General features: G+C 53.0%; 20 protein-coding genes and 2 tRNA genes. 8 read left to right on the top strand and 14 right to left on the bottom strand.

Annotated elements, in window-relative coordinates; all coding sequences use genetic code 11:
* Nucleotides 1–415: 415 nt before the first annotated feature.
* The 3 genes from AC5TBW_RS05065 to gltX form a co-directional block, all read right to left on the bottom strand.
* Nucleotides 416–491, bottom strand: a tRNA-Glu gene (locus tag AC5TBW_RS05065).
* Between the two features lie 67 nt (nt 492–558).
* Nucleotides 559–634: transfer RNA gene (locus AC5TBW_RS05060), tRNA-Ala, on the bottom strand.
* 112 nt (nt 635–746) lie between these two features.
* Entirely contained in the window at nt 747–2,228 is a 1,482-nt protein-coding gene (gene gltX, locus AC5TBW_RS05055; RefSeq protein WP_495511027.1) for a glutamate--tRNA ligase, read from the bottom strand.
* 302 nt (nt 2,229–2,530) lie between these two features.
* On the opposite strand from gltX, the gene AC5TBW_RS05050 reads away from it, so the two are divergent.
* Nucleotides 2,531–3,055: a helix-turn-helix domain-containing protein gene (locus AC5TBW_RS05050; RefSeq protein ID WP_495511026.1), complete on the top strand. Its 525-nt coding sequence runs from the start codon at nt 2,531–2,533 to the stop codon at nt 3,053–3,055.
* Nucleotides 3,056–3,060: 5 nt separating this feature from the next.
* On the opposite strand, the gene AC5TBW_RS05045 is transcribed toward AC5TBW_RS05050, so the two are convergent.
* Nucleotides 3,061–3,657 (bottom strand): hypothetical protein, encoded by a 597-nt coding sequence (locus AC5TBW_RS05045; protein ID WP_495511025.1) that lies wholly within the window; start codon nt 3,655–3,657, stop codon nt 3,061–3,063.
* Between the two features lie 146 nt (nt 3,658–3,803).
* Here AC5TBW_RS05045 and AC5TBW_RS05040 point away from each other — a divergent pair, with 146 nt between their 5' ends.
* Entirely contained in the window at nt 3,804–4,610 is an 807-nt protein-coding gene (locus tag AC5TBW_RS05040; protein WP_495511024.1) for a sulfite exporter TauE/SafE family protein, read from the top strand.
* A gap of 140 nt (nt 4,611–4,750) precedes the next feature.
* On the opposite strand, the gene AC5TBW_RS05035 is transcribed toward AC5TBW_RS05040, so the two are convergent.
* Both AC5TBW_RS05035 and AC5TBW_RS05030 read right to left on the bottom strand, forming a co-directional pair.
* Complete coding sequence (locus AC5TBW_RS05035) at nt 4,751–5,020, bottom strand: hypothetical protein (RefSeq protein WP_495511023.1); 270 nt, start codon at nt 5,018–5,020, stop codon at nt 4,751–4,753.
* A gap of 201 nt (nt 5,021–5,221) precedes the next feature.
* A complete protein-coding gene (locus AC5TBW_RS05030) occupies nt 5,222–6,010 on the bottom strand; it encodes a hypothetical protein (RefSeq protein ID WP_495511022.1) in 789 nt (262 codons plus the stop codon).
* A 682-nt stretch (nt 6,011–6,692) separates the two neighbouring features.
* On the opposite strand from AC5TBW_RS05030, the gene AC5TBW_RS05025 reads away from it, so the two are divergent.
* Both AC5TBW_RS05025 and dusA read left to right on the top strand, forming a co-directional pair.
* The gene (locus AC5TBW_RS05025; protein WP_495511021.1) at nt 6,693–7,469 is read left to right on the top strand and encodes a hypothetical protein; all 777 of its coding nucleotides are present in this window, start codon (nt 6,693–6,695) and stop codon (nt 7,467–7,469) included.
* A gap of 1,014 nt (nt 7,470–8,483) precedes the next feature.
* Nucleotides 8,484–9,497 carry a tRNA dihydrouridine(20/20a) synthase DusA gene (gene dusA, locus AC5TBW_RS05020; protein WP_495511020.1) on the top strand — a complete coding sequence of 338 codons (1,014 nt, stop codon included), beginning with the start codon at nt 8,484–8,486 and terminating at the stop codon, nt 9,495–9,497.
* A gap of 68 nt (nt 9,498–9,565) precedes the next feature.
* Here the strand turns inward: dusA and AC5TBW_RS05015 are convergent, their stop codons facing one another.
* Nucleotides 9,566–11,035 carry a catalase gene (locus AC5TBW_RS05015; RefSeq protein ID WP_495511019.1) on the bottom strand — a complete coding sequence of 490 codons (1,470 nt, stop codon included), beginning with the start codon at nt 11,033–11,035 and terminating at the stop codon, nt 9,566–9,568.
* Between the two features lie 208 nt (nt 11,036–11,243).
* Nucleotides 11,244–12,275 carry a succinylglutamate desuccinylase/aspartoacylase family protein gene (locus AC5TBW_RS05010; protein WP_495511018.1) on the bottom strand — a complete coding sequence of 344 codons (1,032 nt, stop codon included), beginning with the start codon at nt 12,273–12,275 and terminating at the stop codon, nt 11,244–11,246.
* Between the two features lie 215 nt (nt 12,276–12,490).
* Here AC5TBW_RS05010 and AC5TBW_RS05005 point away from each other — a divergent pair, with 215 nt between their 5' ends.
* Together AC5TBW_RS05005 and AC5TBW_RS05000 are read left to right on the top strand one after the other, a co-directional pair.
* Complete coding sequence (locus AC5TBW_RS05005) at nt 12,491–13,102, top strand: TetR family transcriptional regulator (RefSeq protein ID WP_495511017.1); 612 nt, start codon at nt 12,491–12,493, stop codon at nt 13,100–13,102.
* 75 nt (nt 13,103–13,177) lie between these two features.
* A complete protein-coding gene (locus AC5TBW_RS05000; protein WP_495511016.1) occupies nt 13,178–14,110 on the top strand; it encodes an alpha/beta fold hydrolase in 933 nt (310 codons plus the stop codon).
* Nucleotides 14,111–14,119: 9 nt separating this feature from the next.
* Here the strand turns inward: AC5TBW_RS05000 and AC5TBW_RS04995 are convergent, their stop codons facing one another.
* From AC5TBW_RS04995 to AC5TBW_RS04975, 5 genes are all read right to left on the bottom strand, one after another.
* On the bottom strand, nt 14,120–14,806 hold the full coding sequence (locus AC5TBW_RS04995; protein WP_495511015.1) for a hypothetical protein: 687 nt from the start codon (nt 14,804–14,806) through the stop codon (nt 14,120–14,122).
* A gap of 174 nt (nt 14,807–14,980) precedes the next feature.
* On the bottom strand, nt 14,981–18,166 hold the full coding sequence (locus tag AC5TBW_RS04990; RefSeq protein ID WP_495511014.1) for an efflux RND transporter permease subunit: 3,186 nt from the start codon (nt 18,164–18,166) through the stop codon (nt 14,981–14,983).
* Nucleotides 18,166–19,431 (bottom strand): efflux RND transporter periplasmic adaptor subunit, encoded by a 1,266-nt coding sequence (locus AC5TBW_RS04985; RefSeq protein ID WP_495511013.1) that lies wholly within the window; start codon nt 19,429–19,431, stop codon nt 18,166–18,168. The genes AC5TBW_RS04990 and AC5TBW_RS04985 overlap by 1 nt, the downstream gene beginning before the upstream one ends.
* 78 nt (nt 19,432–19,509) lie before the next feature.
* Nucleotides 19,510–20,982 carry a TolC family outer membrane protein gene (locus AC5TBW_RS04980; protein WP_495511012.1) on the bottom strand — a complete coding sequence of 491 codons (1,473 nt, stop codon included), beginning with the start codon at nt 20,980–20,982 and terminating at the stop codon, nt 19,510–19,512.
* 183 nt (nt 20,983–21,165) lie between these two features.
* Nucleotides 21,166–23,145 carry a sigma-54 interaction domain-containing protein gene (locus AC5TBW_RS04975; RefSeq protein WP_495511011.1) on the bottom strand — a complete coding sequence of 660 codons (1,980 nt, stop codon included), beginning with the start codon at nt 23,143–23,145 and terminating at the stop codon, nt 21,166–21,168.
* Nucleotides 23,146–23,518: 373 nt separating this feature from the next.
* Here AC5TBW_RS04975 and AC5TBW_RS04970 point away from each other — a divergent pair, with 373 nt between their 5' ends.
* Both AC5TBW_RS04970 and cynS read left to right on the top strand, forming a co-directional pair.
* A complete protein-coding gene (locus tag AC5TBW_RS04970) occupies nt 23,519–24,331 on the top strand; it encodes a formate/nitrite transporter family protein (RefSeq protein ID WP_495511010.1) in 813 nt (270 codons plus the stop codon).
* Nucleotides 24,332–24,391: 60 nt separating this feature from the next.
* Nucleotides 24,392–24,832 (top strand): cyanase, encoded by a 441-nt coding sequence (cynS, locus tag AC5TBW_RS04965; protein ID WP_280106115.1) that lies wholly within the window; start codon nt 24,392–24,394, stop codon nt 24,830–24,832.
* Nucleotides 24,833–24,835: 3 nt separating this feature from the next.
* Here cynS and AC5TBW_RS04960 read toward each other — a convergent pair whose 3' ends face one another.
* Nucleotides 24,836–25,678 (bottom strand): fructosamine kinase family protein, encoded by an 843-nt coding sequence (locus AC5TBW_RS04960; RefSeq protein WP_495511009.1) that lies wholly within the window; start codon nt 25,676–25,678, stop codon nt 24,836–24,838.
* Nucleotides 25,679–25,750 lie beyond the last annotated feature (72 nt).

Raw genomic sequence — 25,750 nt, 5'->3', positions numbered from 1 at the left:
TGCGCTATATCGCCACCATTAAAACGCCTGAGCACGGCCTAATATCACTTGACTTTTTTACTTCCCGGTCTGGCTCAGGGTTTTCCACACTATCTGTGGATAACCCTGTTCACAACCACTTTAAAACGTCCCGTAATCGCCATGGACAGTGGGCCAGCCTTAAATTGGTTATTTTTTGACCTAACATAAGTCATTGTTTTTAAAGTGATTAACTTCTGTTCAAGATTTTTCACGTCAACAACAACGGGTTGTGCACAACCTTGAAACCGGAATCGCAAAAGTGGACAAGTCAAGCACAAAATCAACCAAAAAGTGGCGATTTGTAGCTTTTCTGTGAACGACGGAAATGCAGAAATCCAGCAGATGAGGAGACTCATTGCCAGAAAAAAAATGTTAGAGAGGGAGTAGTAAGTAGTGGCGTCCCATAGGGGGTTCGAACCCCTGTTACCGCCGTGAAAGGGCGGTGTCCTAGACCACTAGACGAATGGGACGTATAACACTAGACATATAACGCTAAAAAGCGTGCCTTCCCGAGCGACTATTCACAGATTACTGAATTGGTGGAGCCTAGCGGGATCGAACCGCTGACCTCAACACTGCCAGTGTTGCGCTCTCCCAGCTGAGCTAAGGCCCCACATGTCGCGAAGACGGAGCGTATAGTACTGATTCCGAAGATCTTCGTCAATAGTAAAAAGCGCCAATTTCCTAAGGATGAGAAATTGGCGCTAGCGCTATATCAATCGCGGTTACGCAATTTCACGAAACTCTTTCTCAAAGCGCTTAGCCTGCTTCTTGGAAACACCACCCAACACCTCTATCGCACTGCGCAAGCGCGCCCGGGTAACGTCTGAGCCCAGAATCGCCATGGCATCCATGACCGAAGTGCTGGACGTACTGCCGGTAATGGCAACAAACACTGGTGCCAGGAACGCTTTCATTTTTAAATCAAAGTGCTCGGCCAGCAGCTTAACCTCGCTCAACAGCGCCTCTTTATTCCAGGCTGAAACACCCTCGAATCGCCAAACGAGGAACTGAAGAAGTTTCACCAGCTCGTCTTCCTCAAGCTTCACACTCTCAAACGACTCTTTTGTCAGCGCCGGAAGGCCAGAGAAGAAGTGCCCCGCCAACGGCATAACCTGGGAGAGTGTTTCTACCCGCGGACGCACCTGGGGCAAAATCTGCTTAACATAGGCTTCATTGAAAGCCCATTCACGCAGCGCGCTCAACAGTGCATCGTCGTCCAGGTCTTCACGGATATACACGCCGTTCAGCCAGGTTAGCTTTTCCAGGTCGAAAACGGGCCCGCCTAACGAGACACGCTGCACATCAAATTCCGCCATCATTTCCTGCAGACTGAATTTCTCGCGCTCATCGGGCATTGACCATCCCATCCGCCCTAAATAGTTGGTAACGGCCTGGGGTAAAAAGCCCATTCGACGATAATAGTTGATCGACGTCGGGTTCTTGCGCTTGGAGAGTTTGGATTTATCCGGGTTGCGCAACAACGGCATATGGCAAAGTTGCGGCATTGCCCAGCCAAAATACTCATACAGCAGTTGGTGCTTTGGTGCGGAGTTAATCCACTCTTCCCCACGCAATACATGCGTAATCGCCATTAGGTGATCATCGACCACATTGGCTAAATGGTAAGTAGGCATGCCATCTGATTTCATCAGAATTTGTGCATCCACCTGCGCCCACTCTACCTCGATAGTGCCGCGCAGCATGTCATTGACCACACAAACACCTTCGGCGGGCACGTTCATGCGCACCACGTAAGGCCAGCCTTCCTGTTCACGGCGTGTTTGCTCTTGGCTATCCAGCGCCAAATCCGCGGGCTTTAAGGCTAAGTGCAGGCCAGCGGCTTTGCGGGTTTCACGCAGTTCATCCAGTTCTTCACTAGTGCGGTAACACTTGAACGCATGCCCAGCATCCAATAGCTGCTGGGCGTGCTGGGCATAAATATCGCCACGCTCGCTCTGCCGATAAGGACCATACGGACCACCCACATCGGGGCCTTCATCCCACTCAAGACCCAGCCAGCTCAATGAATCGAGAATCATCTGTTCGGATTCAGGCGTCGAACGCACCCGATCGGTGTCTTCAATACGGAGAATAAACTGGCCGCCATGCTGACGCGCAAAACATAGATTAAAAAGCGCGATGTAAGCCGTACCAACGTGGGGGTCACCGGTTGGAGAAGGTGCGATGCGAGTACGTACGGTCATAAAAACGTCCTATTGGCAAAAATGCATGGCGATATTATACGCACCTTAGGCGCAACCAACAGCGTCAGGCAGGGAACAACTAGCGCAGTAAAGCGTCAGAGAAATTAACTCAACGTTATTTGTCCACTAATGCGCGCTAAAGCACAATCGCTTAGTATGGCACTGCAGCAACACCTTGAGCGCATACCTCAAGACCGAAGCAGACCAATAACGTATGTTCGTAGCGCCACTATTTGCATTGGAAGAGATAATTATAGTGGAAGACATTCACGAGCTTTTTTGCTCATCATCAGGAAAACGCAATGGAATCGCTAGGCTCACGTATCAAGCAACTGCGGCTTAGGGCCAAGCTCAACAAAGCTGCCCTTGCACGCAAAGTTGGCGTGTCAGATGTCACCATTTCTTATTGGGAATCCGGGGCGATCAAGCAGATCGGTCACGAACGCTTAGTTGCGCTCGCAGACGCCCTCGACTGCTCCCTGGCGACACTATTGGAAGGTGATAGCGCACCCGAGCTATTAACGTTGACCCATACTGGCCCCCTCCCCTGGGAACAAGTACAGGCAACCACTATTAAAGTGCCCAATCATTTGCCGCTGAACATCGACTGGAAAGCGCCATGCGTTATGGCAACGCCCGGTCAAGGCACAGATTTTTCGCCAGTAACCGCTGGTGATTTATTGCTACTCGGGCCGACCCACGTGTTTCACAAAGCGGGCCACTATGTAGTGCAACGCGATGATCGTTTCGTCATTGAGCACTTCACCAAAGCCCCCAGCGACACATCGATTCATGCAGTACTGTTAGCCCATTGGCATCCTGCCTAAAGCGTCTACCTCCCCGGACTCTCTAGCACCTCCACCTGGTCACGCGTTTGCCTTGGCTCACTCCCCACCAAGAAGCGCTTTGAGTAGGTGGCCACTTGGCCCAGCCCATGGCGGGATTGGCTTACCAGCTCTCCCGCCAGATGCTGGCCCTCGTGGCCAATGCGCGCCTGCACGGCAACTGGCTGCACGCTGCCTTCGGAAACCTCGACCTGTACGAGATAACCTCCATCGGGTAAGCCACTGCCAGGGCCAAAGGGTCCCGCTGCGAACACGCCGTCCTTTACACGCGTCCGCTCACGCCAACGCACGCTGCTAATCTCGCGTTCGACAATAATCTGTATCAGCGTCTCATCGGGTAAGTTGCTTTCGCCTTCCACCATTAAGCGGCGGTCACTGCGCAGGGCTACCTGTGTCGATATATCTACCACCAGCGGCTCTACTTCCACCTCGGCAATTTCCGACTCCGTTACCGGGGCTTCAGGGGTGGTCTCAGGCTGAGCGGAAGAAACCGGTTCAGCTGTCGGCTCCTCCATGTCGCCACAGCCTGCCATTAGCGCAACGATCACCACCAAGATGCCAACACTGCCTATTACATTGCGCATACGAACTCCGAAATATTACTTGTCCTGCAGCTTACCACTGCATAGCCACCACCACAGTGGAATACTCGTTTTTGGCCCCGCTATACCCGCCGCTTCCGGTACAATGTGCTTATCGTGCTAACAAGACATTTTTAGGAGTAGCGGCTTTGGATATCATTTGGTGGTTGGCTTATATAGCCCTGGGCGGCTTCGTTGGTTTGATGGCAGGCTTATTGGGCATTGGCGGCGGCGGCATTATGGTGCCGATCCTCACTTCCCTTTTTGTACTCCAAGGCGTGCCCCACGAGCATCTCGCCCACTTGGCGTTAGGCACCGCCATGGCCGCCATCATTCCGGCGTCTACCGCCAGCCTGCTTTCCCACCATCGGCACGGAGCGGTTCGCTGGGACATCGTCCGGTTTATCACCCCCGGCATTTTAGTCGGCACTTTTTTAGCCACCTTTATCGCCGCACTCATTCCCACCCGAGGCCTAGCGATTTTTTTCGCCTGTTTTATGGTGCTAATGTCACTCCAGATGCTGGCTAATATCAAGCCCAAACCGAGCCGCGGTTTGCCCGGCCCGGTTGGCGTCAGCGGCGTGGGCCTGGGGATCGGCGGCATTTCCGCGCTGGTAGCCATTGGCGGTGGCTCGCTCACGGTACCCTTCCTCACCTGGTGTAACGTCAAGCTCCCCCGCGCGATTGGCACCTCGGCAGCCGTCGGGCTACCCATTGCCGTCGCCGGAGCGCTGGGCTACATCATTAATGGTTGGAGTACAGCCGGGCTGCCGAGTGCCGCACTAGGCTATGTTTATCTACCCGCGTTTTTACTAATGGCGCCCTTTAGCATCCTAACCGCCCCCATCGGCGCCAAGCTCGCTCATAAGCTGCCCGTCGCCCTGCTGAAGCGCGTATTCGCGTTTATGTTGATGGGGCTGGCGCTGCAGATGGTGTATGCGGTGTTTACGGCGTGAGGGGGAGTAGATAGCGCTCAACGCACGCGAGCCATTTTGTGGTGCGCGGAGCAGCCAAAAAAATGCCCCGACCATCTTTATGGCCGGGGCATTTTGCATCTATCGAGCGCTAGCCTGAAACGCTGCCTGCGATCAATCGATTAAAGGCGTTGATCAAGCCACTTTTTCACGTCCAGCTGCTCGCGTGTATCACTCGGCAACTCATCACGGATCATCTCTTCACCCTTGTGAAGCGCCGTAATGGGTGCGGAAGCAGAAAGCACCGTGTTCAGCATATAAAGCACTTCATAGCCCTGCTGGCGGTTAAAAAGCGTGCTGTCAGGCTCACCTGCTACGCGTGGATCATCGCTAGGCACTGCGTCCCAATCGTAGTGATCCAGGCTCATGTTCGTTTGAGTAAAATTAGCCATTAAGTACCTCGTTCATCCAATGAAATTGCCCCTAATATCTGGGGCTGTAGCCGCCTCCTTCATGGCGACACCCCCAGCGTAGCAAAGAATTTCATTTATGCTTGGTCAAGCATGGCTGCAAGAAACCGGGCGTGATACTGATTGATCTCATTGACGAGAACCGCCAACAGCTTAGGTGCCATTCGTATAACTTGGATACGATTAAACACCACGTAGACGCTCTTCCATTACAATTACTACACCAGGAAAAACCCTTCCGGTATAAACGTTAAGGTTCTTAAAGCCGTCTGCTGGAAAATAGTAGGCATACTGAACAGATTTACCTCGTTGCCTTTGAAACTCTTCCACCTCTTCAAGCCAACCTTCAATCCTTGTTCTAATTTCCAGGCCATCGACTGTATCCAGTTCGTCATCCCAAACTTGTGAACAAGGAAAATGAGGTACGATGAAAGTGACTGCAAAGCGTCGATCAGCTTCGTAGGAATGAAGGTAACCAGCATCGTCCCAGGCCGCACTCAGTTGATCTCGAAAGCTCTTCCTGTCATTGCGTTGGTTCCCCAGTCCTTGCCACGCCTGCTTGGCCTCTATCGCAAGAGATACTTTTCTATTACACAAATAGAGATCACATCGACCTACGCGATCGCCGCGTTCCTCGGACTCGACTGGATGGCCACGCTTGGTCGTGCCAAACTCTTCTAAAGCTACCCATCCAGACTTCCATGCAGCGCCCGCCAATAAGCTGATTGATGCACGTTCATTATGCCACCAGCCGTTCTCAACCATTTCAAAACTGGAATGCAGTGCTGAATATTCATGCTGAGCCTCTACCCAGGCACGCAAAAGCGTATGCAACTCGTGATCGCCCAGTGATTCTATTTTTTCAAGATTTTCTTTGTAAGAAAAAGACATAATGATTTCAGCTAGTTTATGAAAAATATTGGATTGTAAGCAGTGATTATTGCATGAATCCACAAGCTGAAATGGTTTCATAGTATCGGCTATCCTACCATCTGTGGCTGGACGTTAGCGCCAGCAGCATTTCTGTATAAAACCATTGCATTTAGCGCGCATGCGGGGAGTCGACAGTGCACCGAAATATACAACAACAATTCACCGCCAAGCCGAAATGCCTTGCCCAGATAAAGCTCTTCGGCCCTATCTAGCCCGCCGCGACGGTTAAGCATTAGTCGAACGAAAGTCAAATGCCCGATGGCACCGAAAACGCACGCCATTAGGTGTGTGCTACCTGAAAAATCAATAGTCGCGCCAAGCTGGATAGCAACCCAGCCGTGTGCCAAATGATCCGCAACCGCTTCAACTGCTGCAGGGTGTGTCAGAAGAAAATAAACCACTAATGAAAACCGAGTTCATGCTGCTGGCGTGCTATGAGAAACCACTGATACCGCTGGAAACCTTTTGCGCTGACATCATGGACGTGTAACTGCTAACCGCTCGTAACCTGATTGCCCAAGGCAATTTCCCAGTACCGCTAACCCGAATCGCCCGCCAACCCATAGTGCATACTTCCGATGCTGCCAAATACATCGATACCCAACGCGACCTAGGTACCGGTTGATGCCTAGGCTCAAACCTAACTTTTATTGGACAGGCTAGCATCAGGAATATGCACAATGTTAATCTCGCCTAAACTAAACTAAATGGATGCTGCAAAATGAGTCTGAAAGAAGAAAAAAAAATAGATCGAGTTCACCTTTATTACATGATTGGAATATTGGGCTCATTATTTATTGGATTACTATCTGTAAAATGGGCAGAGGTTCCAAGGCTTTACGAATATATAAATTTTGCATTAACTATGTCATCTTTAATATTAGCAGCACTCGCTATTGTCTATGCACTCCACACTAGCGGCTCACTCTTCAGTACTCTAAATAAGATTGAAGAAACTTCAAAATCAATAAACGAAACCTCACAAAAGATAGAAGAATCCAATGCAGGCCTGAAGGAAAAGGTTAATAGCTTACCAGGTGCAATCAACTCTATTGAGAGAAAAGTAGATGGTTATAGTGCTTATTTTGAGAATATGAAAAATGATTTTAAAGATCAAGAAAATGACAATAAAGAAGATCACTTAAACATACCTGAAGGGTTGTTGAATCAATTCGCAAAAAACCTTCCCGAGGGTGTAAAAGATAAATTATATATCATCGACCTGATAAACAAAAAGGGGCTAGGAATTAACATTGATTCGTTAGGAAATGAAACAACGCTAAACTATTTTTATGGATATTTTTTATCTACAATAAGCATAATCACTAGACTAGAATTAATAGAAATTGACTTCATAACTTCAGACAAAATTAAAGATATTTTAATTGTAAAAATATCTAATGAAACAATACTAGAAGAAATAAAAAATTATAAAATGACCGAAAATGAAAAATTCATTTTAAATGAAATAATCAATAACCACACTGTAAAAGTTTAAAAATCACACAAAATCTAACAAAGGTTTCAGACATCAATCCCGCTTTACTAGGTCGCCGGGCTTGAGGTTGACGTACCGCTTCAAGCCCTTCCAATCCCGATGGCCTGACAGCATCACTACCTCTTGAATCTAATAACCCCGATCGAAAAGGCTGCTAATACCCTTATGCCGAAAGTTGTGAAAATACAAATTCACGATAACTAGGTGGTAGCAAATTCGTCGAGAACCATTGGAAACAGATTCATTGTGAAAAGGGAATATTTTTTCTTTCTTGTGAGGCTGTGCGTCGATGATGGCTTGGCAATCCCCTATTAGCAGCACTACCCGATCTGTTTTTTGCATGAGGTGCTTACGTAACCTGACAATGATGGTGCCGTTTTTAGAGTCATTGTCCGATCGGCGAAGTGTGCAAATCTTGTCAAGTCGAATACATGAATCAATGGCAAACCGTATTACTTCGTTATAACTGATAGTTCTCAAATCACGGTTATGCTTTGTGTGCATAAGTAGCAGATCTCTCTGGATTGGTTGGCGGAGGCTCCCAATCCTCAGAGTTTCCTGTTAGCCAGCCGCGTTTCAGCCGTCAAGCCATCCGTTTACTTTATTTTTATAGTAAAATTGTAGGCGGCCTCCACCACCGCCGTGGTTTTAGCGCCCGAAAGAAACAAAACACCAAGCAAGGTGGTCGAGGGTTTTACGCCATCAACGCTAATACGCTTTTTGCAAAAAACCTGCAGCTTTAGATAATTTAACTCAGTGACCAGCTTCGATAAGACCTTCGATCTGGCTGCCTACTGTTGGGCACGGGCTTTAGTACTGAACGTTTTGCTCTGTGAGGGATGCCCTTTCTTACGTACAATGGCGCGCATACAACACGCGACCTTTGAGAAAGCTCTCAGGTGTACCCGGATTTTCGAGGCTTCAGTCACTACCGCTGCTGGGCACATCTGGTGCGTTAATTACGGTTTTAAGAGGCAATATGGCTGCCTTCAGTGCAGCCAACAGTGTTATTAAATGACTAATTTACTTAAAAAAAATAGTGCAGATCGTGGACGGCTTTTTTCTGTGGCCCCGATGATGGATTGGACTACGAGAGACTACAGAGCTTTCGCCCGCACCTTAACCAAGCGAGCGCTGCTGTATACCGAGATGGTGACGACCGGTGCGATTTTGCATGGGACGCCTCGTGAGCGCTTTTTGGGCTATAACGAGGTGGAGCATCCGCTTGCGCTGCAATTGGGCGGCAGCGATGCCGGTGAGCTGGCGGAGTGCGCAGCGATTGCTGAGGCGTGGGGCTATGATGAGGTGAACCTGAACGTGGGTTGCCCGAGCGACCGCGTGCAGAACAATTTGATTGGCGCGTGCTTGATGGGTTACCCCGAAAAGGTGGCCGATGCCGTGCGGGCGATGCAGGCGGCTGTGTCTATTCCGGTCACGGTGAAGTGCCGTATTGGTATCGATGACCAGGATGAAGACGCTGACCTTGAGCGGTTTATCGCGATCGTCGCGGACGCAGGCTGCGAGGTGTTTACCGTTCACGCCCGTAAGGCGTGGCTGCAGGGTTTGTCGCCCAAGCAGAATCGCGATGTCCCGCCGCTTAATTACCCCCGCGTTCATCGTTTAAAGCAGAGCCGACCTGAATTGCATATCGGCATCAATGGCGGCATTAAAACGCTGGCCGAGTGCCAAGAACAGCTTACACATGTGGATAGCGTGATGGTGGGCCGTGAGGCGTATCAAAACCCGTGGCTGCTCGCGGGAGTCGATGAGCAGTTGTTTGGTGAGCAAGGCCCGGCGGCAAGCCGTATGGATGCGGCAAATGCGTTTCGGCCTTATATTCAGCAGCGCTTGGATGAGGGCGCGAAGCTAAATCACATTACCCGCCACCTGCTGGGCCTGTTCCAGGGTTGCCCCGGCGGCAGGCGTTTTCGGCGTCATTTGTCGGAACACGCGCATAAAGAAGGCGCAGGATTGCGCCTATTTGATGACGCGCTTAGCTTGGTGAACGAACCCGAGTGCGTTGTATAAAGTGCGTCGTATAAAAAAAACCCGCTACGCAAGCGTAGCGGGTTTGTCTTCCTAGTAGCGTAGGCTTACTAGCCGTTTTCGCGGCGATTGGCCATTACGCCCTGCTCGACACGCTCGCCGATCGTTTGGTCGACGTTTTTCCAGTACTCGAATACTCGTGACAGCACCGGCTCTTCAACACCATCGGAAACGTGGCCCACAATGTTGTTGACCAATCGGTCGCGGGCAGCGTCGTCCATTACCTTATTGACCAGGTCATTGGCTTGGTTGAAATCGCCATCGCCCGAGCGCAGCGTGTAGGCAGCGCGAACTAACTCGCCGTCCGTCTCCCATACCGCATCTTCCGGGTACTTTTCCGGGTTGGCGTGCGCGCCCCCTTTGCTATTAGGTGCGTACACCGGGTCGGTGGAGTGGTTAATACGCATCTTGCCACCTTGGCTGTAGCTATTCACCGGGGTCTTGGGCGCGTTAACGGGGATATGTTGGTAGTTCACCCCTAAACGCGCGCGGTGCGCATCAGCGTAGGAGATTACCCGGGCCAGCAGCATTTTATCGGGCGAGAAACCGGTGCCCGGTACCGAGTTGCTGGGCTGAAACGCTGCCTGTTCGATTTGGCTGTGGAAATCGACGGGGTTGCGATCCAACATCATCTTACCGACTTCTTGCAGCGGGTAGTCAGCGTGCGGCCACACCTTGGTCAAATCGAAGGGGTTGATGTGGTAGGTCTTGGCATCTTCGAACGGCATGATCTGAACTTGCAGTGTCCAGGTGGGATGATCCCCGCGTTTGATGGCATCGAACAGGTCGCGGCGATGGTAGTCGGCATCCGCGCCCGCCATCTTATCGGCCTGTTCCTGGGTCATGCACTTAATGCCCTGATCCGTCTTGAAGTGGTACTTCACCCAAAAGCGCTCGCCTGAAGCGTTCACCCACATATAGGTATGGCTTGAATAGCCATTCATGTGGCGCCAGCTGGCGGGGATGCCACGATCGCCCATTAGCCAGGTTACCTGGTGGGCAGATTGCGGAGAAAGCGTCCAGAAGTCCCACTGCATATCGTGATCACGCAAGCCGTTATCCGCTCGACGCTTTTGTGAGTGGATAAAGTGCTGGAATTTGAGCGGATCGCGAACGAAGAACACGGGGGTATTATTACCCACCATGTCGAAGTTGCCCTCTTCGGTGTAGAACTTCAGCGAGAAGCCACGAGGATCGCGCCAAGTGTCCGGACTACCCGCCTCACCGGCCACCGTCGAGAAACGAGCCAACATCTCGGTTTTCTTACCCGGCTGGAGAAAGTCAGCTTTGGTGTATTGGCTAACGTCGTGAGTGACTTGGAAGTGACCAAAGGCGCCACTCCCTTTTGCGTGGGGCTGACGATTCGGAATCATTTCCCGGTTAAAGGCAGCCATCTGCTCCATCAAGTAGTGATCATGCAGAACAATCGGCCCATCGGGGCCTACTGAGAGTGAGTGTTCATCGCTGGTAACCGGTATGCCCGCATCCGTTGTGGTGTGCTTAGGTTTATCGCTCGTCATCGCTTTTCCTCCATGTCACGGTAGACGTGGCGTGTGATCGCCACCTGTTCGAGTACGATGAAAGCTTGGCTATTATTTTTTCATTGTTATCATTTAAGTAGCCGCTAACAAAGCCCACCCATAGGTATAGTCAAACAGCCGCCAACTTTCCATTTATTACGGCTATCAAAAGCTGATGAGGTCGATAGCTTTTATTTATGATCAGACGTTAATAGAACGAATCGGTGGGCGGCACTAAGCTTGAGTTAAAGCTTTCCACTGCGGTTTCGGCCTCTTCAATTTCATCAAAACGGGCAATGTGAAACAGTGCCTCGCCTTCGTTGGCCAGTGGCAAGCGGCTCACGCCAATCACAATGCCATCGGCGGCGGCACGCACTTCGCCCTCATCATTGCCAAAGGGATCAGCCACTTTGCCCAGCACCTCGCCTTTAGCAACGCGGGCGCCTAGCCGCACCTTGGGCCGCATAATGCCGTCGATGGGTGCACGCGCCCAGCTTGACCCTTTGGCAAGCTCCGCGGGCGCTGGCGTTCGGCGGCGCTGCTCGCCAGTCAGCATGCCTAGCCGACGCATCACGCGCAGCACACCACGAACCCCTGGGGCAATCGCCCACTCGTCAAAACGCAGTGCTTCACCAGCTTCATAGGTCAGCACTGGAATCCCACGGTTCTGGGCGTAGTGGCGCAGGCTACCTTCACGTAGTTCCGCATTTAGCACCACGGGCGCACCGAAAGCATCGGCCATGCGCTCGGTTTCGCTTCCAGGACGGAGTTGTGCACGAATTTGCGGCAGATTAGTGCGATGGATTGCGCCGGTATGGAGGTCAATAATATGGGTAGCGTGATCGACGATTTGTTCACGAAACAGATTTGCAATACGGCCGCCGAGTGACCCCGACTCGCTGCCTGGAAAACAGCGGTTGAGATCACGCCGATCAGGCAAATAGCGGGTTTGCTGCAAGAAACCAAGCACGTTTACAACCGGCACAGCGATCAAGGTGCCGCGAATACTACTAATCGCTTTCGCGCGCAGTACCCGACGAACAATCTCCACCCCGTTGATTTCATCACCGTGAATGCCACCACAGACTAATAGCACGGGGCCATCCTTACGGCCGTGGACCACTTCCACAGGAATATGCAGCGGCGTATGGGTATATAAACGCGCCACCGGCACATCCACTTGTAAGCGTTGGCCGGGCATAATGGTATGTTCGCCCAATTGAAAAGGAGCTCGCGCCATGCTTTATGTCCTGTTTTTTAATCGGTTATCTTCGCGACGTTAGTGCGATGAGCGGCTAGTGCCATTGCCTGTTTATACGCCTTCACAAGCACAATGACGAATTTGTTAACATACGTTATGCATTGAGTCATTTATCCATACAGTTTTGAATGTAAATACGCTTGCGCTTAGGTTAAAATATGACCATACAGTGTCAATCATGAGGTTGCGTTTACATGGCAAGAAAGACCAAAGCTGAAGCCGCCGCTACACGCGAAGCGCTGCTTGAAGCTGCAGAAGAGGTATTTTTTGCCAAAGGCGTGGCACGCACATCGCTTGAGCAAATTGCTCGCCATGCCGGTCTTACTCGTGGTGCCGTTTACTGGCATTTTAAGAATAAAGGCGATCTATTCATGGCATTGGTTGAGCAGGTGCGTATGCCCTTCCAATCGTTAATGGATGAGGTAGATAAAGCTGACGCCGAGCTATCTCCATTAGAATCGATTCGGCTAGCCTGCCACGCGGGCTTAGTGCGCCTTGAGCAGCCCTCCTACCAACGGATACTGTCAATTTTATTGCACCGCTGTGAATTCTTCAGCGACATTAACCCGCTGGATATGCAGGAAGAGATCGGTAACGAGTGTTTCCAGGAAATGCTGTTAGTCTTCGTGCTGGCTGAAGAGCAGCAATTATTGCGCGATGATTTAAGCCCCGAAGTAGCCACACGGCTCATGCAGTCGATGCTGGGAGGGCTTTTCCATGACTGGCTGCGCAACCCCGGCGCTTTTTCCATTCGTGAACGTGGTGGCGAGCTCATCGACACCTTAATTCGATTAATGCAACGCTAAACAGTAAATCCGGCTCTCGCTGCGATGCAGCAAATATGCTAATACTGGCACTACAGTTAGCCGTGTGAGCACACTATGGATGCCCTGGAATTTGTCCGCGTACGCGAACTAGAAGTCGCCGTACGCATCTGGAACCCTTCCGCCCCCCGCACGCTTATCGCTTGGCACGGGCTTGCCCGTCACGGCGGCGACTTTAGTGCGCTGGCCCGTGAACTCGGCAGCGAATGGCGAATTCTCGCCCCCGACACCCCTGGACGCGGATTATCGAGCTGGTCGTTATTCCCAGCTAATGATTACCTTTATAGCCATTACGTTACCGTTGCGATCGCGCTACTCGATCACTTTGAACTCGATTACGTCGATTGGCTAGGCACCTCGATGGGTGGCCTGTTAGGCATGCTGATCGCCGCCGATCCCCAGCACAGTGGGCGTATTTCCCGGCTGATTCTTAACGATGTGGGCCCCGAGTTGAACACGCAGGGCCTTATTGGTCTCTCGAGCTATTTCGGCGTGGCCCACCGTTTTTCTACCTTTAGCGAACTCCAAAGAGAGCTCAACCATCACTACGCCAGCTTCGGTATTACCGGTGAAACGGCTCGGCGCGAACTAGCGCTCAACAGCGCCCGCCGGTTACCGGATGGCAGTTGGACGTATCACTTTGATCCACGCATTGGCGAGCAGTTCGTGCACGATACGCCGCGCGACATGTGGGCCGACTGGGCCAACATTCTCTGTCCGACGATGGTTATTCGTGGTGAGGAGTCGGCGCTATTAGACCCGGAAACACTGCCGCGGATGGCCGAAGTACAGCCTAAGCTTGTGATGCTTACGGTGCCACACTGCGGCCACGCGCCCATGCTGGATAAACCTTCACAGGTTGATCCCATACACGATTTTTTAAACCTCCCAGCCCCTCGCCCAGTCCCGGCGAATAAAATGCAAAATGTCACAGGCTGGCAGCGCGCAGTACAGTGGCTAGCGCAGCTATGGCGGCGCTGGTGGAAGTAACCTCACGCCTTAGTGAGTGGTCGAGTAGTGGCTAGCATGGTGACGCTTTTTGCTTAGCCGTAGCCGACTCAAGCGAATGCGTGCCTCAAGGTACTCTTGCTCTGACACACTGCGATAAGCCCCTTCGCCGGGTAAGTACTTCACTAGGACCCGGCGCTCGCCCTGTGCAGGCAGCGCATTGCGCTTGCTGAGCAGCTTCACCGTGCTATTGGGCTCATTATCAATCACCGCATAAGCCTGCTCGCCATCATCCTGGCGCTCGGTTACCACCACCGTTTGGCCCAGCAAACACCGCCGGGTAAAGGGGCGATAGCGATGCAGTCCACGGTGTAACGCGTGGCACAACCCAGCAGCCAAGGGCGAGGCAATCACCAGCGTGGCCCAGAGCACCACCACGCCGACCGGGATGCGTATTAGACCCAGTGGCAGCCAGCGCAACACCAGCAGTTCGATCGCGAGTGTGAGAGCCGCAGCAATCGTCAGAATGACCGTTAATGCCAGTGATGCGGGTACGCCCGCAAAGCCTAACGAGACTAGCGTGCTTGCCAGATGGTCCTCTTTTAAGCTGTCGTGCTCAAACAGTTCTAAGGGGGCTACACGGATAATCACTAATAGCCAGTAGAGCGCTAATAGCCCGAGTAGAAACGTAAACACAATGCTCGGGAATTGTGTCACTGCGTGCAGTAGCTCGTTCATGGCGTTCTCCTCCCCCGGTACTTAGCCAGAGATGTATTGTTCTTTTCAGCTTAGTCGACATTGGCTTTTCAGCGCCACTTTCACTTTTCCTTAGGTCATCACGACAAAAAAAGGGTGCCCCCGAAGGTGACACCCATCTCTTTGCACGTTGGTTTACCCGCCAGGGGCTACACCTTAGTGGTCATGCTCCAGCGCTGGCTTGTTGGAAGGATGCTTTTCCCCCTTCATTTTGCGACTCAACCAATCAGAGGCTGTCGCAATCATGGCGTAGAAGCTGGGAATAAACAGACTTCCCAAGGTCGCCACGGAGAACATACCCATGGCCACCGTGGTACCTATGTGGTGGCTGCTCACGTCGCTGGCGCCGGTCGCCAAGGCCAACGGCAAGGTACCGAAGATAAACGCCAAGGAGGTCATTACAATGGGACGGAAACGCAGCTCTGCTGCAGTAATCGCCGCCTCACGAATGGTTTTACCCTGCTCTTTACGCTGCAGTTCGGCGAACTCGACGATCAGGATCGCGTTTTTCGCCGCAAGCCCGACCACCACCAGCATACCAATCTGCACGTACACACTGGTGTCCAGCCCGCGCAAAGCGATACCGCCAATACCACCCAGAAACGCAAAGGGTGTTGCGGTGAGTACCGCCAGCGGCAATGACCAACTCTCATACTGAGCCGCCAGAATCAGGAAGACCATCAACAGCCCAAAGACGATAGCCAGCGTTGCGGCGCTGCCCATGTTGGACTCTTGATAAGCCGTGCCGGTCCAGCCCATGCCCCAATCAGAGCCTAGCGTCTCTTGTACGATTCCTTCCATCGCTTCAATGGCTTGGGCAGAACTGTAGCCAGCCGCAGGCTGACCCTGGAACTGAGCACCGGCGTAAACCCCAAACCGCGACACTACCGCCGGGCCGGTTTGGCGCTCAAGCTCGACAAACTCGGAAAGCGGAATGCGTTCGCCGTTGCCGCCGCGGACATAGACGCTGCTGACGTCTTCCGGTGTTTTACGGAATTCGTCTTCGTTTTGCAGATACACCTGGAAGTTGCGGTTTTGATAGCTAAAGTAGTTCACAAAACCATTACCAAACGTATTGCCTAAGGCCGAGTTAATATTCTCCAGCGCCACGCCATAACTCAACGCTTTCTGTTGGTCGATATTGGCGCGATATGACGGCACGTTTACGTTGAAGGTGCTAAAGACCCGGTTCAAGGCAGGATGCTGGTTAGCCTTTTGCATTATTTGCAACGAAGCCTGATAGAGCTCGCGTGTCGACGCCCCGTCAAAAGACTGAAGGTAACCGGTAAACCCGCCGGTAGTCGAAAGCCCCATGATGGGCGGCAAATTAAAGGCCATGGCAGAGCCACCATCAATACTTGCGCCTAGCCCCATAATACGCCCGACCAGTCCGGTAGCTGTCAGTTCACGCTCAGACCAAGGGCTAAGATTGATAAACATTACCCCGCGAGCAGTATTCACGGCGCTTGAAAGAATGTCATACCCCGCCACCGCTGAGGAGTATTCCACCCCGGGAATATCTTCAATCGCCGCACTGAGTTTCGCCATATAGCGTTGAGTACGGTCAAGCGACGCTGCATCCGGCAACGACACGCTTACCAACACAACCCCCTGATCCGTTTCAGGTACCAACGTTGAGGGTGTATTAACGTAAAGCCAGTACGAACCCACTCCCGTCAGCACCGTGAGTGCCAGCGCCAACACCCAAAAGCGCACCAAGGCTTTAACGACCCACATGTAAGCGGCGGTAATACCCGCGAACATGCGATCAAACAGGCGGAACGGTGTGTTTAAAGCGCGCTTAAACTTGGACTGCCCGGCGCCAGCGATTTTATGTTTAATAAAGATCGCCGATAGGGCAGGTGTAAAGGTCAACGCCATGACCGCTGAGAGCGCCACCGAGATCGCTACGGTTATCGCAAACTGCTGGTAAATTTGCCCGGTAAAGCCGCCCAGGAAAGCCACTGGTACAAACACTGCGGCCATAATCAGCGAGGTCGCAATCACTGGCCCGCCAACTTCTTTCATCGCCCGGATAGTGGCGTCGCGCACGCTGATATCTTCCTCTTCACTCAGCACGCGCTCGACGTTCTCCACCACCAGAATCGCATCATCGACGACGATCCCGATTGAGAGCACCAACGCAAACAGCGTCAGCAGGTTGATCGAAAAGCCAAATACGTAGAAGCCTGCAAACGTGCCCACCACCGCGACGGGCACGACCGACATGGCAATCACGGTAAAGCGCCAATTCTGTAGAAAGATAAACAGAATGACGATAACGATCAGAAAAGCTTCAATAAACGTTTTTATAACCGTTTCTACCGATGCATCAATAAACAGCGTTGTATCGTAAGGCGCCACATACTCAAGCCCGGGCGGGAAGCGAGTGGACAAATCTTCCATCGCAGTGTGCACACCCTGAGCAGTTTCCAGCGCATTGGCACCAGGTTGTTGATTAATAATGATCGGCGCCATGCTTGAGCCGTTCAAACGTGCGTCGACACCGTAAGAAGAGGCCCCAAGCTCAATGCGTGCAATGTCATCCAGGCGAAGCGAAGAGCCGTCGCTATTGGTGCGCAGGTAGATATTCCGGAAGTCGTCGACATTATTAAGGCGACCTCCAGCGGTAATCGTATAGGTGTAGGCGCGCGGGTCACTTTGCGGCGTCGATGCCAAGTTACCGGCCGGAATCTCAGTATTTTGCGCTCTAATCGCACTCGCCACTTCGCTAGGCGTCAGGTCGTACTGAGCTAATTTATCCGGGTCCATCCAGATGCGCATGGCGAACTCACCACCACCCAACACCTCTGCATTACCCACCCCAGGTACCTGACGCAGTTCATCAAGCACGTTCAAGGTGGCATAGTTCTGCATGAAAATTTTGTCGTAGTCACCGCTCGGCGAGGTCAACGCGATAAACATCAAAATAGAGTCGGAGCGGAGTTCAACAGTGACGCCTTGCGACTGCACGGCTTCAGGTAGCTGCGAGAGCGCCCCCTGAACACGGTTATTCACGTTAATGGTATTAATATCGCCACTGGTGCCGATATTGAATGCCACGCTTAAACTCATGGTGCCGTTATCAGAACTGTTGGAGGTCATGTAAAGCATGTCCTCCACGCCGTTAATCGCTTCTGCGATGGGTGCCGCCACGGTCTGTGCAACAGTCTCCGCATCCGCGCCGGGGAATTGCGCCTGAACGGAAACCGTCGGCGGTACAACGCTGGGGTACTGCTCAATAGGCAGTATCCGCATCGACATAACACCCACCAGCGTCACGATAACTGCCAACACCGTGGCAAATATCGGGCGGCTGATGAAGAAGTTAGAGAAGTTCATTATTGCGCACCCTCTTCCCCTTCAGCGGGCTGACCATCGGCTGCCCCCGCTTCCATCTCTTGCGCTTTTTCTTGCTCGGCCACGTCTTGCTCGGCCTCTTCGACCACCGCCTCCGCGTCACCACTAAATGGCTGGGGGTCGATCGCCATACCGGGTGATAAACCGGCAGGGTCGCCGACAACAACGCGATCACCCGGCTCGATGCCCTCACGAATCAACTGCCAGGGGCCCGCCACTTCACCTAAAGAGATCGTCTGTTCGCGGGCCTTATTCTCTTCATCAAGCACATACACTTGCGGACCCATTAAACCTTGGGTCACAGCGATTTCTGGCACCGCCATCACATCAAAGCGCTTTAAACCTTCAATACGCACACGCACAAATTGGCCGGGCAGTACGCTAGCATCCGGGTTTTCAAACGTTGCGGATGCCTGAACGGTGCTAGTGCCTTGATCCACACTGGAACCCAGGAAGTCTAAACGCCCTTCCAATTCGGAATCGCTGCCGCCGCTCACACCTGGAATACTCAACAGTGCACGAATATCCGACGCTTCACCGCTCTCACTCAACTGGCGGCGCAGCTCAAAAGCGTCGCGCTGAGGCAGTTGGAAGCGTACTTCCAGCGGGTCTAAGGGCGTGATGGTGGCCAGCTCCGTGCCGGAAGTAACCAAATTACCGACGTTGACTTGGCTCAAACCAATCATGCCCGAAACAGGGGCGGTCACCTGCGAATAGCCTAAGTCCAGGTTAGCGCTGGTTAAGGCAGCCTCTGCTTGGGCAACGCTCGCTTGGGCTACCCGTTGATCGGCCAACGCCTGATCATACTGCTGACGGCTAACCGAGTTCTGGCTTAACAGCTGCTGGAAACGTTGGGCATCGCGCTGGGCGCGAGACAGCTCAGCGCGGGCGCTTTGCAAGTCAGCTTCACGCTGATTAACGGTTGCCTGATAAAGGTCTGGCTCAATGGTGTACAGGCTATCGCCCTCTTCCACCAGTTGGCCGGGCTCGAAGTGACGCTCCTCCAGAAAACCGTTTACACGGGCAACCAGGGTGACTTCATCATCACTGCGGAGTAAGGAGGGGTAGGATTTATCCAGTGGTATATCCTGACGCGCCATTTCAGCCACTTCGACCTTATGGGGCGGGGATTCTTGTTGGGCAGCTTGCTGGGGCTCCTCTGCTTGCTCTTGACCACAAGCCGCGAGTGCCAGCGCGGCTATCAGCGTCACTAGACTCGCTCGTTTTGAGTGAATCACTTTCTTCATACGTTGAGTTCCCATGTATCTTTTTTAAAGTCGACAAGTGGCACGTGTGCACCTGGATCATTCCCCATCGGCGAGCAATTACATGACTGGCTGGGGAGGAGCACCGATGTCGAGACCACGCTCGTAGCGGTCGTTGCCGCCACTTTCTGGCAAGGTGAAGTTCACCTCGTCGCCGGTTAGCCACGCGTTGACTTCCTCAATGGCTTCAACGTCCAGACGGCCTGCCTGCTGACGCAGCGAGAGCAAATTCACCACATAGTCGTAGCGCGCTTCAGCGTAGTTGGCGATAGCGTTGTAGAGGTTCTGCTCAGCGTTCAACACATCAACAATGTTGCGGGTACCAACCTCGTAACCGGCGCGGGTCGCTTCGAGCGCACTCTGGTTCGAGACGATCGCCTGCTGACGGGCTTCGACGGTTTCCACATCGTTGCTCACCTGGGTGTACAGCGAGCGGACTTGTTGAATCGACGAGCGTCGCTGAGACTCGAAATCATACTGGCTGCTTTCCAACTGATAGGTGCCCTGGCGAATGCTCGCGCTGGTGCGACCGCCGGTGTAGATCGGCACATTGGCTTTTAGGCCGACTTGGCTAGAGGAGTCATTCCCGGTGGTGTTATCAATATCACTGTCGCCATATTGATAGTTGCCAAAGGCCTGAAGCGTGGGCAAACCACCCGCGCGCGCAATCTCAACACCGCTACGGGAGACTTCGATGCCTGCCTGTTGGGCGAGAACTTGGGGATTAAGCTCAAGCGCTTGCTCAACCCAGTAATCGCGGCTGCTTGGCTCAGGAAGCGCAATGGGCATGCTGTCGCCGAGTGCTTCAATGCTGGCATAACGCTGGCCGGTTAGCTGTTCCAATGCTTCAAACGCCACTTGCAGGTTACTTTCAGCGGCAATGCGATCAGCCCGCGACTGGTCAAACGTCGCGCGCGCTTCTTCGACTTCGGTAATCGCAATCAAACCGACTTCAAACTGCTCGCCTGCCTGCTCGAGCTGGCGGCCAATCGCCCGCTCCTGAGCAAAGCGTGCCTCAAGCACTTCATGAGCACGCAGGATGTCGAAGTAGGCGCTGGCGGTGTCGATCAGTAGCTGCTGCTCGGTGGCTGCTAGCAGATACACCTGCTGATCAATCTGACGTTCGGCCTGGGTGACTTCTCTGCGAGTGACTTCATCATAGAGCGCTTGGGTGGCTTCCAAGGAGAGCGATAGGGTGTTGTAACGATCATCGCTTGTGCTACTAAGATTACCCGTCCCACCGCCGGTACCGGTGCCCACGCGAGACGACGACTGACTTTCGTACTGCTGGTTGTGAGCCACATTACCCGTCGCGTTGATTTGGGGAAGCAATCCACTCCTTGCGATATCTCTGCCGGCTTCGACGGCCAAATATTCGGAGCGCGCCGAGGCCAAGGCAGCGTTATTGGCTAACGCATCACGGGTAATCGTGATCAGGTCGGCAGCTTGAGCAGGCAACACAAAAGAAGCTGTGAATACCGCTAACAGTAAGGGACGTAAAGGGGCATTGACTGCCCAGTGTGCCAGTCGCATGGGATTGCCTCTAGGTATCAGCGTCAGGATGGCGCACGCACTCAAGCAATTATCGGCTTAATCACTTAAAGCACAGAGCCATTCAGAAAGATGAGCATTATAGTTACATTCATGTATGTATGCTAGCCTTGAACAATCTAAAATTGTGTGTACAGCTTATTGTCAAGTCGCATCCAGCTTACCTTAGTCCAAAGCATGCGGGGTTGACGAGGAATGCGCCTTCCTTTTACGAAATTCACGCGAATCGATACCCCATTTATGCAGCCGTGAGGACAGCGTAGTGGGCTTAATGCCCAGCAATTCGGCTGCACCTCCCACTCCCGAGACTTTTCCTCCCGCTTGGGCTAAAGCAGCAAGCGTGCTTTCACGTTGGCGCTGGTTAAGCGCATGCTCGGTAAGCAGCTGGGTGCCACTCTGTTGCTCACTAGAGTGCGCCGGTGAGAGCACCGGTTTAGTGCGGCCTAGCGAGCGCGGCGGCTCACCCAGCAGCAGGTCATCAAACATCAAGCGCCGGTCCTGCGTCACGATCACTTGGCGCTCAATAATGTTCTCTAGCTCCCGTATATTGCCCGGCCATGGGTAGCGCTGGAGTATCTCTAACTGGGCGGGGGGAATGCGTACGCCGGGTTTATTAAACTTCAGGCAGGCACTCTGTAAAAAGTGACGGGCCAACAGCGGCACGTCCTCAATACGTTGACGCAACGGCACTGAATCAATTGGGAAAACGTTGAGTCGAAAGTAGAGGTCTTCGCGAAAACTCCCCTCGTCGATCATCTCGCGCAGTTCACGGTTAGTGGCGGCAATAACCCGCACATCCACTTCTCTGGTGCGGTTGTCCCCCACCCGTTCAAACTGCTGGTCTTGCAACACCCGCAGCAGCTTACTTTGCAGCTCCAAAGGGATTTCACCCACCTCATCTAAAAACAGCGTCCCGCCGTGGGCCAGCTCAAAACGCCCGGGGCGATCCTGCACGGCACCGGTAAAAGCGCCTTTTACATGTCCGAAAAACTCGCTCTCGAAAAGATCCCGCGGTATAGCCGCGCAGTTCACGCGGATCAGCGGCCGATCGCTGCGCGTGCTGCCAGCATGAATGGCGCGGGCGATCAGCTCTTTGCCGGTGCCGGATTCACCGCTAATCAGTACGTTGGCACTGGTGGGCGCGACCATCTCTATCTGTTTAATCAGTTTTGCTACCGCCGGGCTATTACCGACGATATCGCGGTGATTGAGCTCGGCTTTTATCTCTTCTTGCAGGTATTCGTTCTCTAGCTCTAAGCGCTGCTTAAGCGTCTCCACTTCAGCCAGCGCATCGCGCAGCTGCTGCTCGGCGCGTTTACGCTCTCGAATGTCACGAAATAACACCACCGCCCCGACCAAACGGCCCATCTCAAAAATCGGTGTACTGGTGTACTCGACCGGGATCGCTTCGCCGTTTTTATGCCAAAACACTTCGTTATCGACGTGATGGACTTGGCCATCACTAAATGAGGCGTGAATCGGACACTGTTGCACCGGAAAGTGGCCGCCATCGGCGTGGGTATGATGGAACATAAGATGCGCGTCGTGACCCACCATGTCCTCGGTACTCCAGCCTAAAATGCGCTCGGCGGCGGGATTAACAAAGGTGGTTTTACCCTCGGCATCCAGGCCATAAATGCCCTCGCCCGCCGCGCTAAGGATCAGTTGATTCTGTTTCTCAATGCGCTCGAATACCTGTTCGACACGCTGCCAGCCCACCTCCCCCTGACGATGTTGGCGACCAAGCTCTGCCTTGGCCCGCCGCTGCTCGGCTTTATTACGATCGATCAGCGTTAATAACAGCTGTTCAGAATCTTCAATACACTGGGCATAAACCTCTACCCGGTAAGGCTGGCGCTGCATGTCGAGTATTACCAAGTCATCCGACCAGGCGGTTTTTTGAACCAGCGTCTCATCGGTAAAGCTGACCCATAGCGGCAGTGAAGCACTCAAGCGGTGGCTGAATGGGGCCGCTAGAGGCATGTCGTGCTCAATACATGTCCGATCAATACATAGCAGTTCGCAGCCAGCCGGATTGGCAGCCAATAGCTGATCGGTAAAGGGATCGATCACAATCATCGCCAGCGGTGAGTAGCCGCCCATTAGTGCAGAGGATGTGGCGTGTGTGGGTTCCTGCATAAGCATTAGCTACTACCTCACGGTTCAAGGTGATCTTCACTAATGACCATTCAATTCCCACGCCAGTTACGAGTTTTCGTTAATAAAACAACGAAATATCGTTATTTACGGTTTTTCGTAACTATTCTAGCGATCCAAAACAACAGACAAAAAAATCAATTAATCAAATAAAAACAAAAGGTTAATAAATACAACCAAGAGTTGGCACACATATCGCAATACAAACAGGGATAGTGCGATAGCGCCACACGCTTAATCTTTTTTGCACCAGGACGGCGCAGCCATCGGTTTTATTGCTCCTATTTATTGCTCCTAGCAGGAAACTCTAAAACTCTTGGGTTAGGCGTTAATTAACCGAAATGACACAGGAGACATGCTTATGTCTTATCTAATGCCCAGTGAATTTGTCACCAAGTTGGTGGATCAGGGTGAGTCAAAAGTCTATATGGGCACCCGGGATACGCTTATCCGCGCCTTTATGGCTGGGGCCACCCTTGCGTTGGCGGTTATTTTTGCCATCACCATTGCGACGCAAACCGGCCACTTTTTGATTGGGGCACTGCTCTTTCCCGTAGGCTTCGTCATGCTCTACCTGATGGGCTATGACCTGCTCACCGGGGTATTTATGCTCGTGCCTATTGCATGGCTCGACAAAAGACCCGGTGTGACACTGCCGCGAATGCTGAAGTGCTGGGCGCTGGTGGGGCTTGGCAACCTTGCGGGTGCCCTGTTTATTGCCACCTTCGGCTACCTGAACTTCACCATGGGCGGTACCCAGGAGATCAACGCTGTTGGTCAAACAATAATGGCCGTCGGTGAAAGCCGCACCGTGGGTTACCAGGATGCTGGCATTGCCGGTTGGGTCGTGCTCTTCCTGAGAGGGATGTTCTGCAACTGGATGGTATCCATGGGCGTGGTTGGCGCTGCCATCTCCACAACGGTGTCCGGCAAAATCATGGCCATGTGGATGCCGATTATTGTGTTTTTCTATCTCGGTTTTGAGCACTCCGTGGTCAACATGTTCTTGTTCCCGATTGGTCTCATGATGGGTGCTGATTTCACCTTGTATCAATACATTATGTGGAACGAAATCCCCACGGTACTGGGCAACCTGGTGGGCGGTCTGACACTGGTTGGGCTGGTTCTCTATACCACCCACGTCCGTACCCAAGCCAAAAAAGTGCTGTCTTGATATCAAGCCTAATAGGCCAAAAAGGGCGTCAAACGCCCTTCACTCTAGAGGAGAACCATCATGGATAAGCTCGAAATGCGTCATACCCTGCTCGCCGCTAAAGCGCGTAAAAAGATGAGCTGGGACGATATTGGCAAAGCGGTCGGCATGTCGCCGGTATGGGTCGCCTCCGCCTGCTACGGCATGAATAGCGCAAGCAAAGACGTTGCTCAACAGATATGCGATACGTTGGGCGTGGAGAGCGATGTCGCCGAAGCGTTAGTGGCGTTTCCCACCAAGGCCTGGGACGAAGCAATTCCCCAGGACCCCTTCATTTACCGCCTGTATGAAGTGGTCGGCGTTTATGGGGAAACCTTGAAGGACGTTGTGCAAGAGAAGTTCGGCGACGGCATCATGAGCGCCATCGACTTCACCATGGAAGTCGACAAAATCGAAGACCCCAAAGGCGACCGAGTTTTGCTAACATTAAATGGTAAGTTTTTGCCCTATAAGTCTTGGTAAAACTCAAGCGAAGGACTCGACCCTCGCCACGCTGCGTTCAACCGCAGAACGGTAACCGGCGCCGAACAGCAGCAGGTGATTCAACAACGGGTAAAGCTGAAACAGCGCTTCACGCCTCGGCCAGTCGGTCGGGGCGTCGCCGTTCCAGTAGGCGTCAAAAAACACCTCCCCCGGCGAGCCAAATAGCGTCAGCATCGCCACGTCCACTTCCGCGTAGTGGCGATACACCGCTGGATCGATGATCGCTGGCCCCTTTGTAGTGAAGAGCACATTCCCTGACCACAAATCACCGTGCAGCAAGCTGGGCGGTGCATCGGGCAGCCAACGCTCCAAATCGTAGGCCAAGCGTTCGATACGGCCACGCAGCTCACCGTCCAACAACCCACGTTGGTGGCACGCTTCACAAAGGGGAAGTAAGCGGCGCTCGCGCTGAAAGGCCCTTCCGTCACTGAGCGGGGCGTTCGGCTGGGGCGTAAGCCCACAAGCGTTATCCTGATGCCAGCCGTGGGCATCGCCAATCACGCTGTGCAAACCGCGCAGCCCTTCGCCAAGCGCTGCTTCGCTATTCGGCCCAGCAGGCACGGTGTCCAACGACTCGATGACCAGCCAGCCTTCTGCCAAACCTAATACCTCTGGCACTACCAGCGGCGAACACGCGCCTTGCAACGCACGCAGCCCTTCGGCTTCGCCACGCAGCCGCGCCGCATCGTCATGTTTAATCACCACCGGTCCCTGGCGGGTCTCTAGGCGGTATACAGCAGCAATGTCACCCCCACTGAGCGACTGCAAACCGCCTGCGGGGGTTAAGTCGATAGATTCCAACAGCTGGATCAGAGTGGCATCCATGAGGTTTTCTCCCTGTACCCAAATGTAAAACGGCGTCGGGGCTAGGGTTTACCCTAGCCCCGACGCACTGAA

The organism is Vreelandella sp. ssv, from assembly GCF_059448525.1.
The sequence above is the reverse complement of the archived record's forward strand: the minus strand, read 5'-3'. Positions and strand labels throughout refer to the sequence as shown.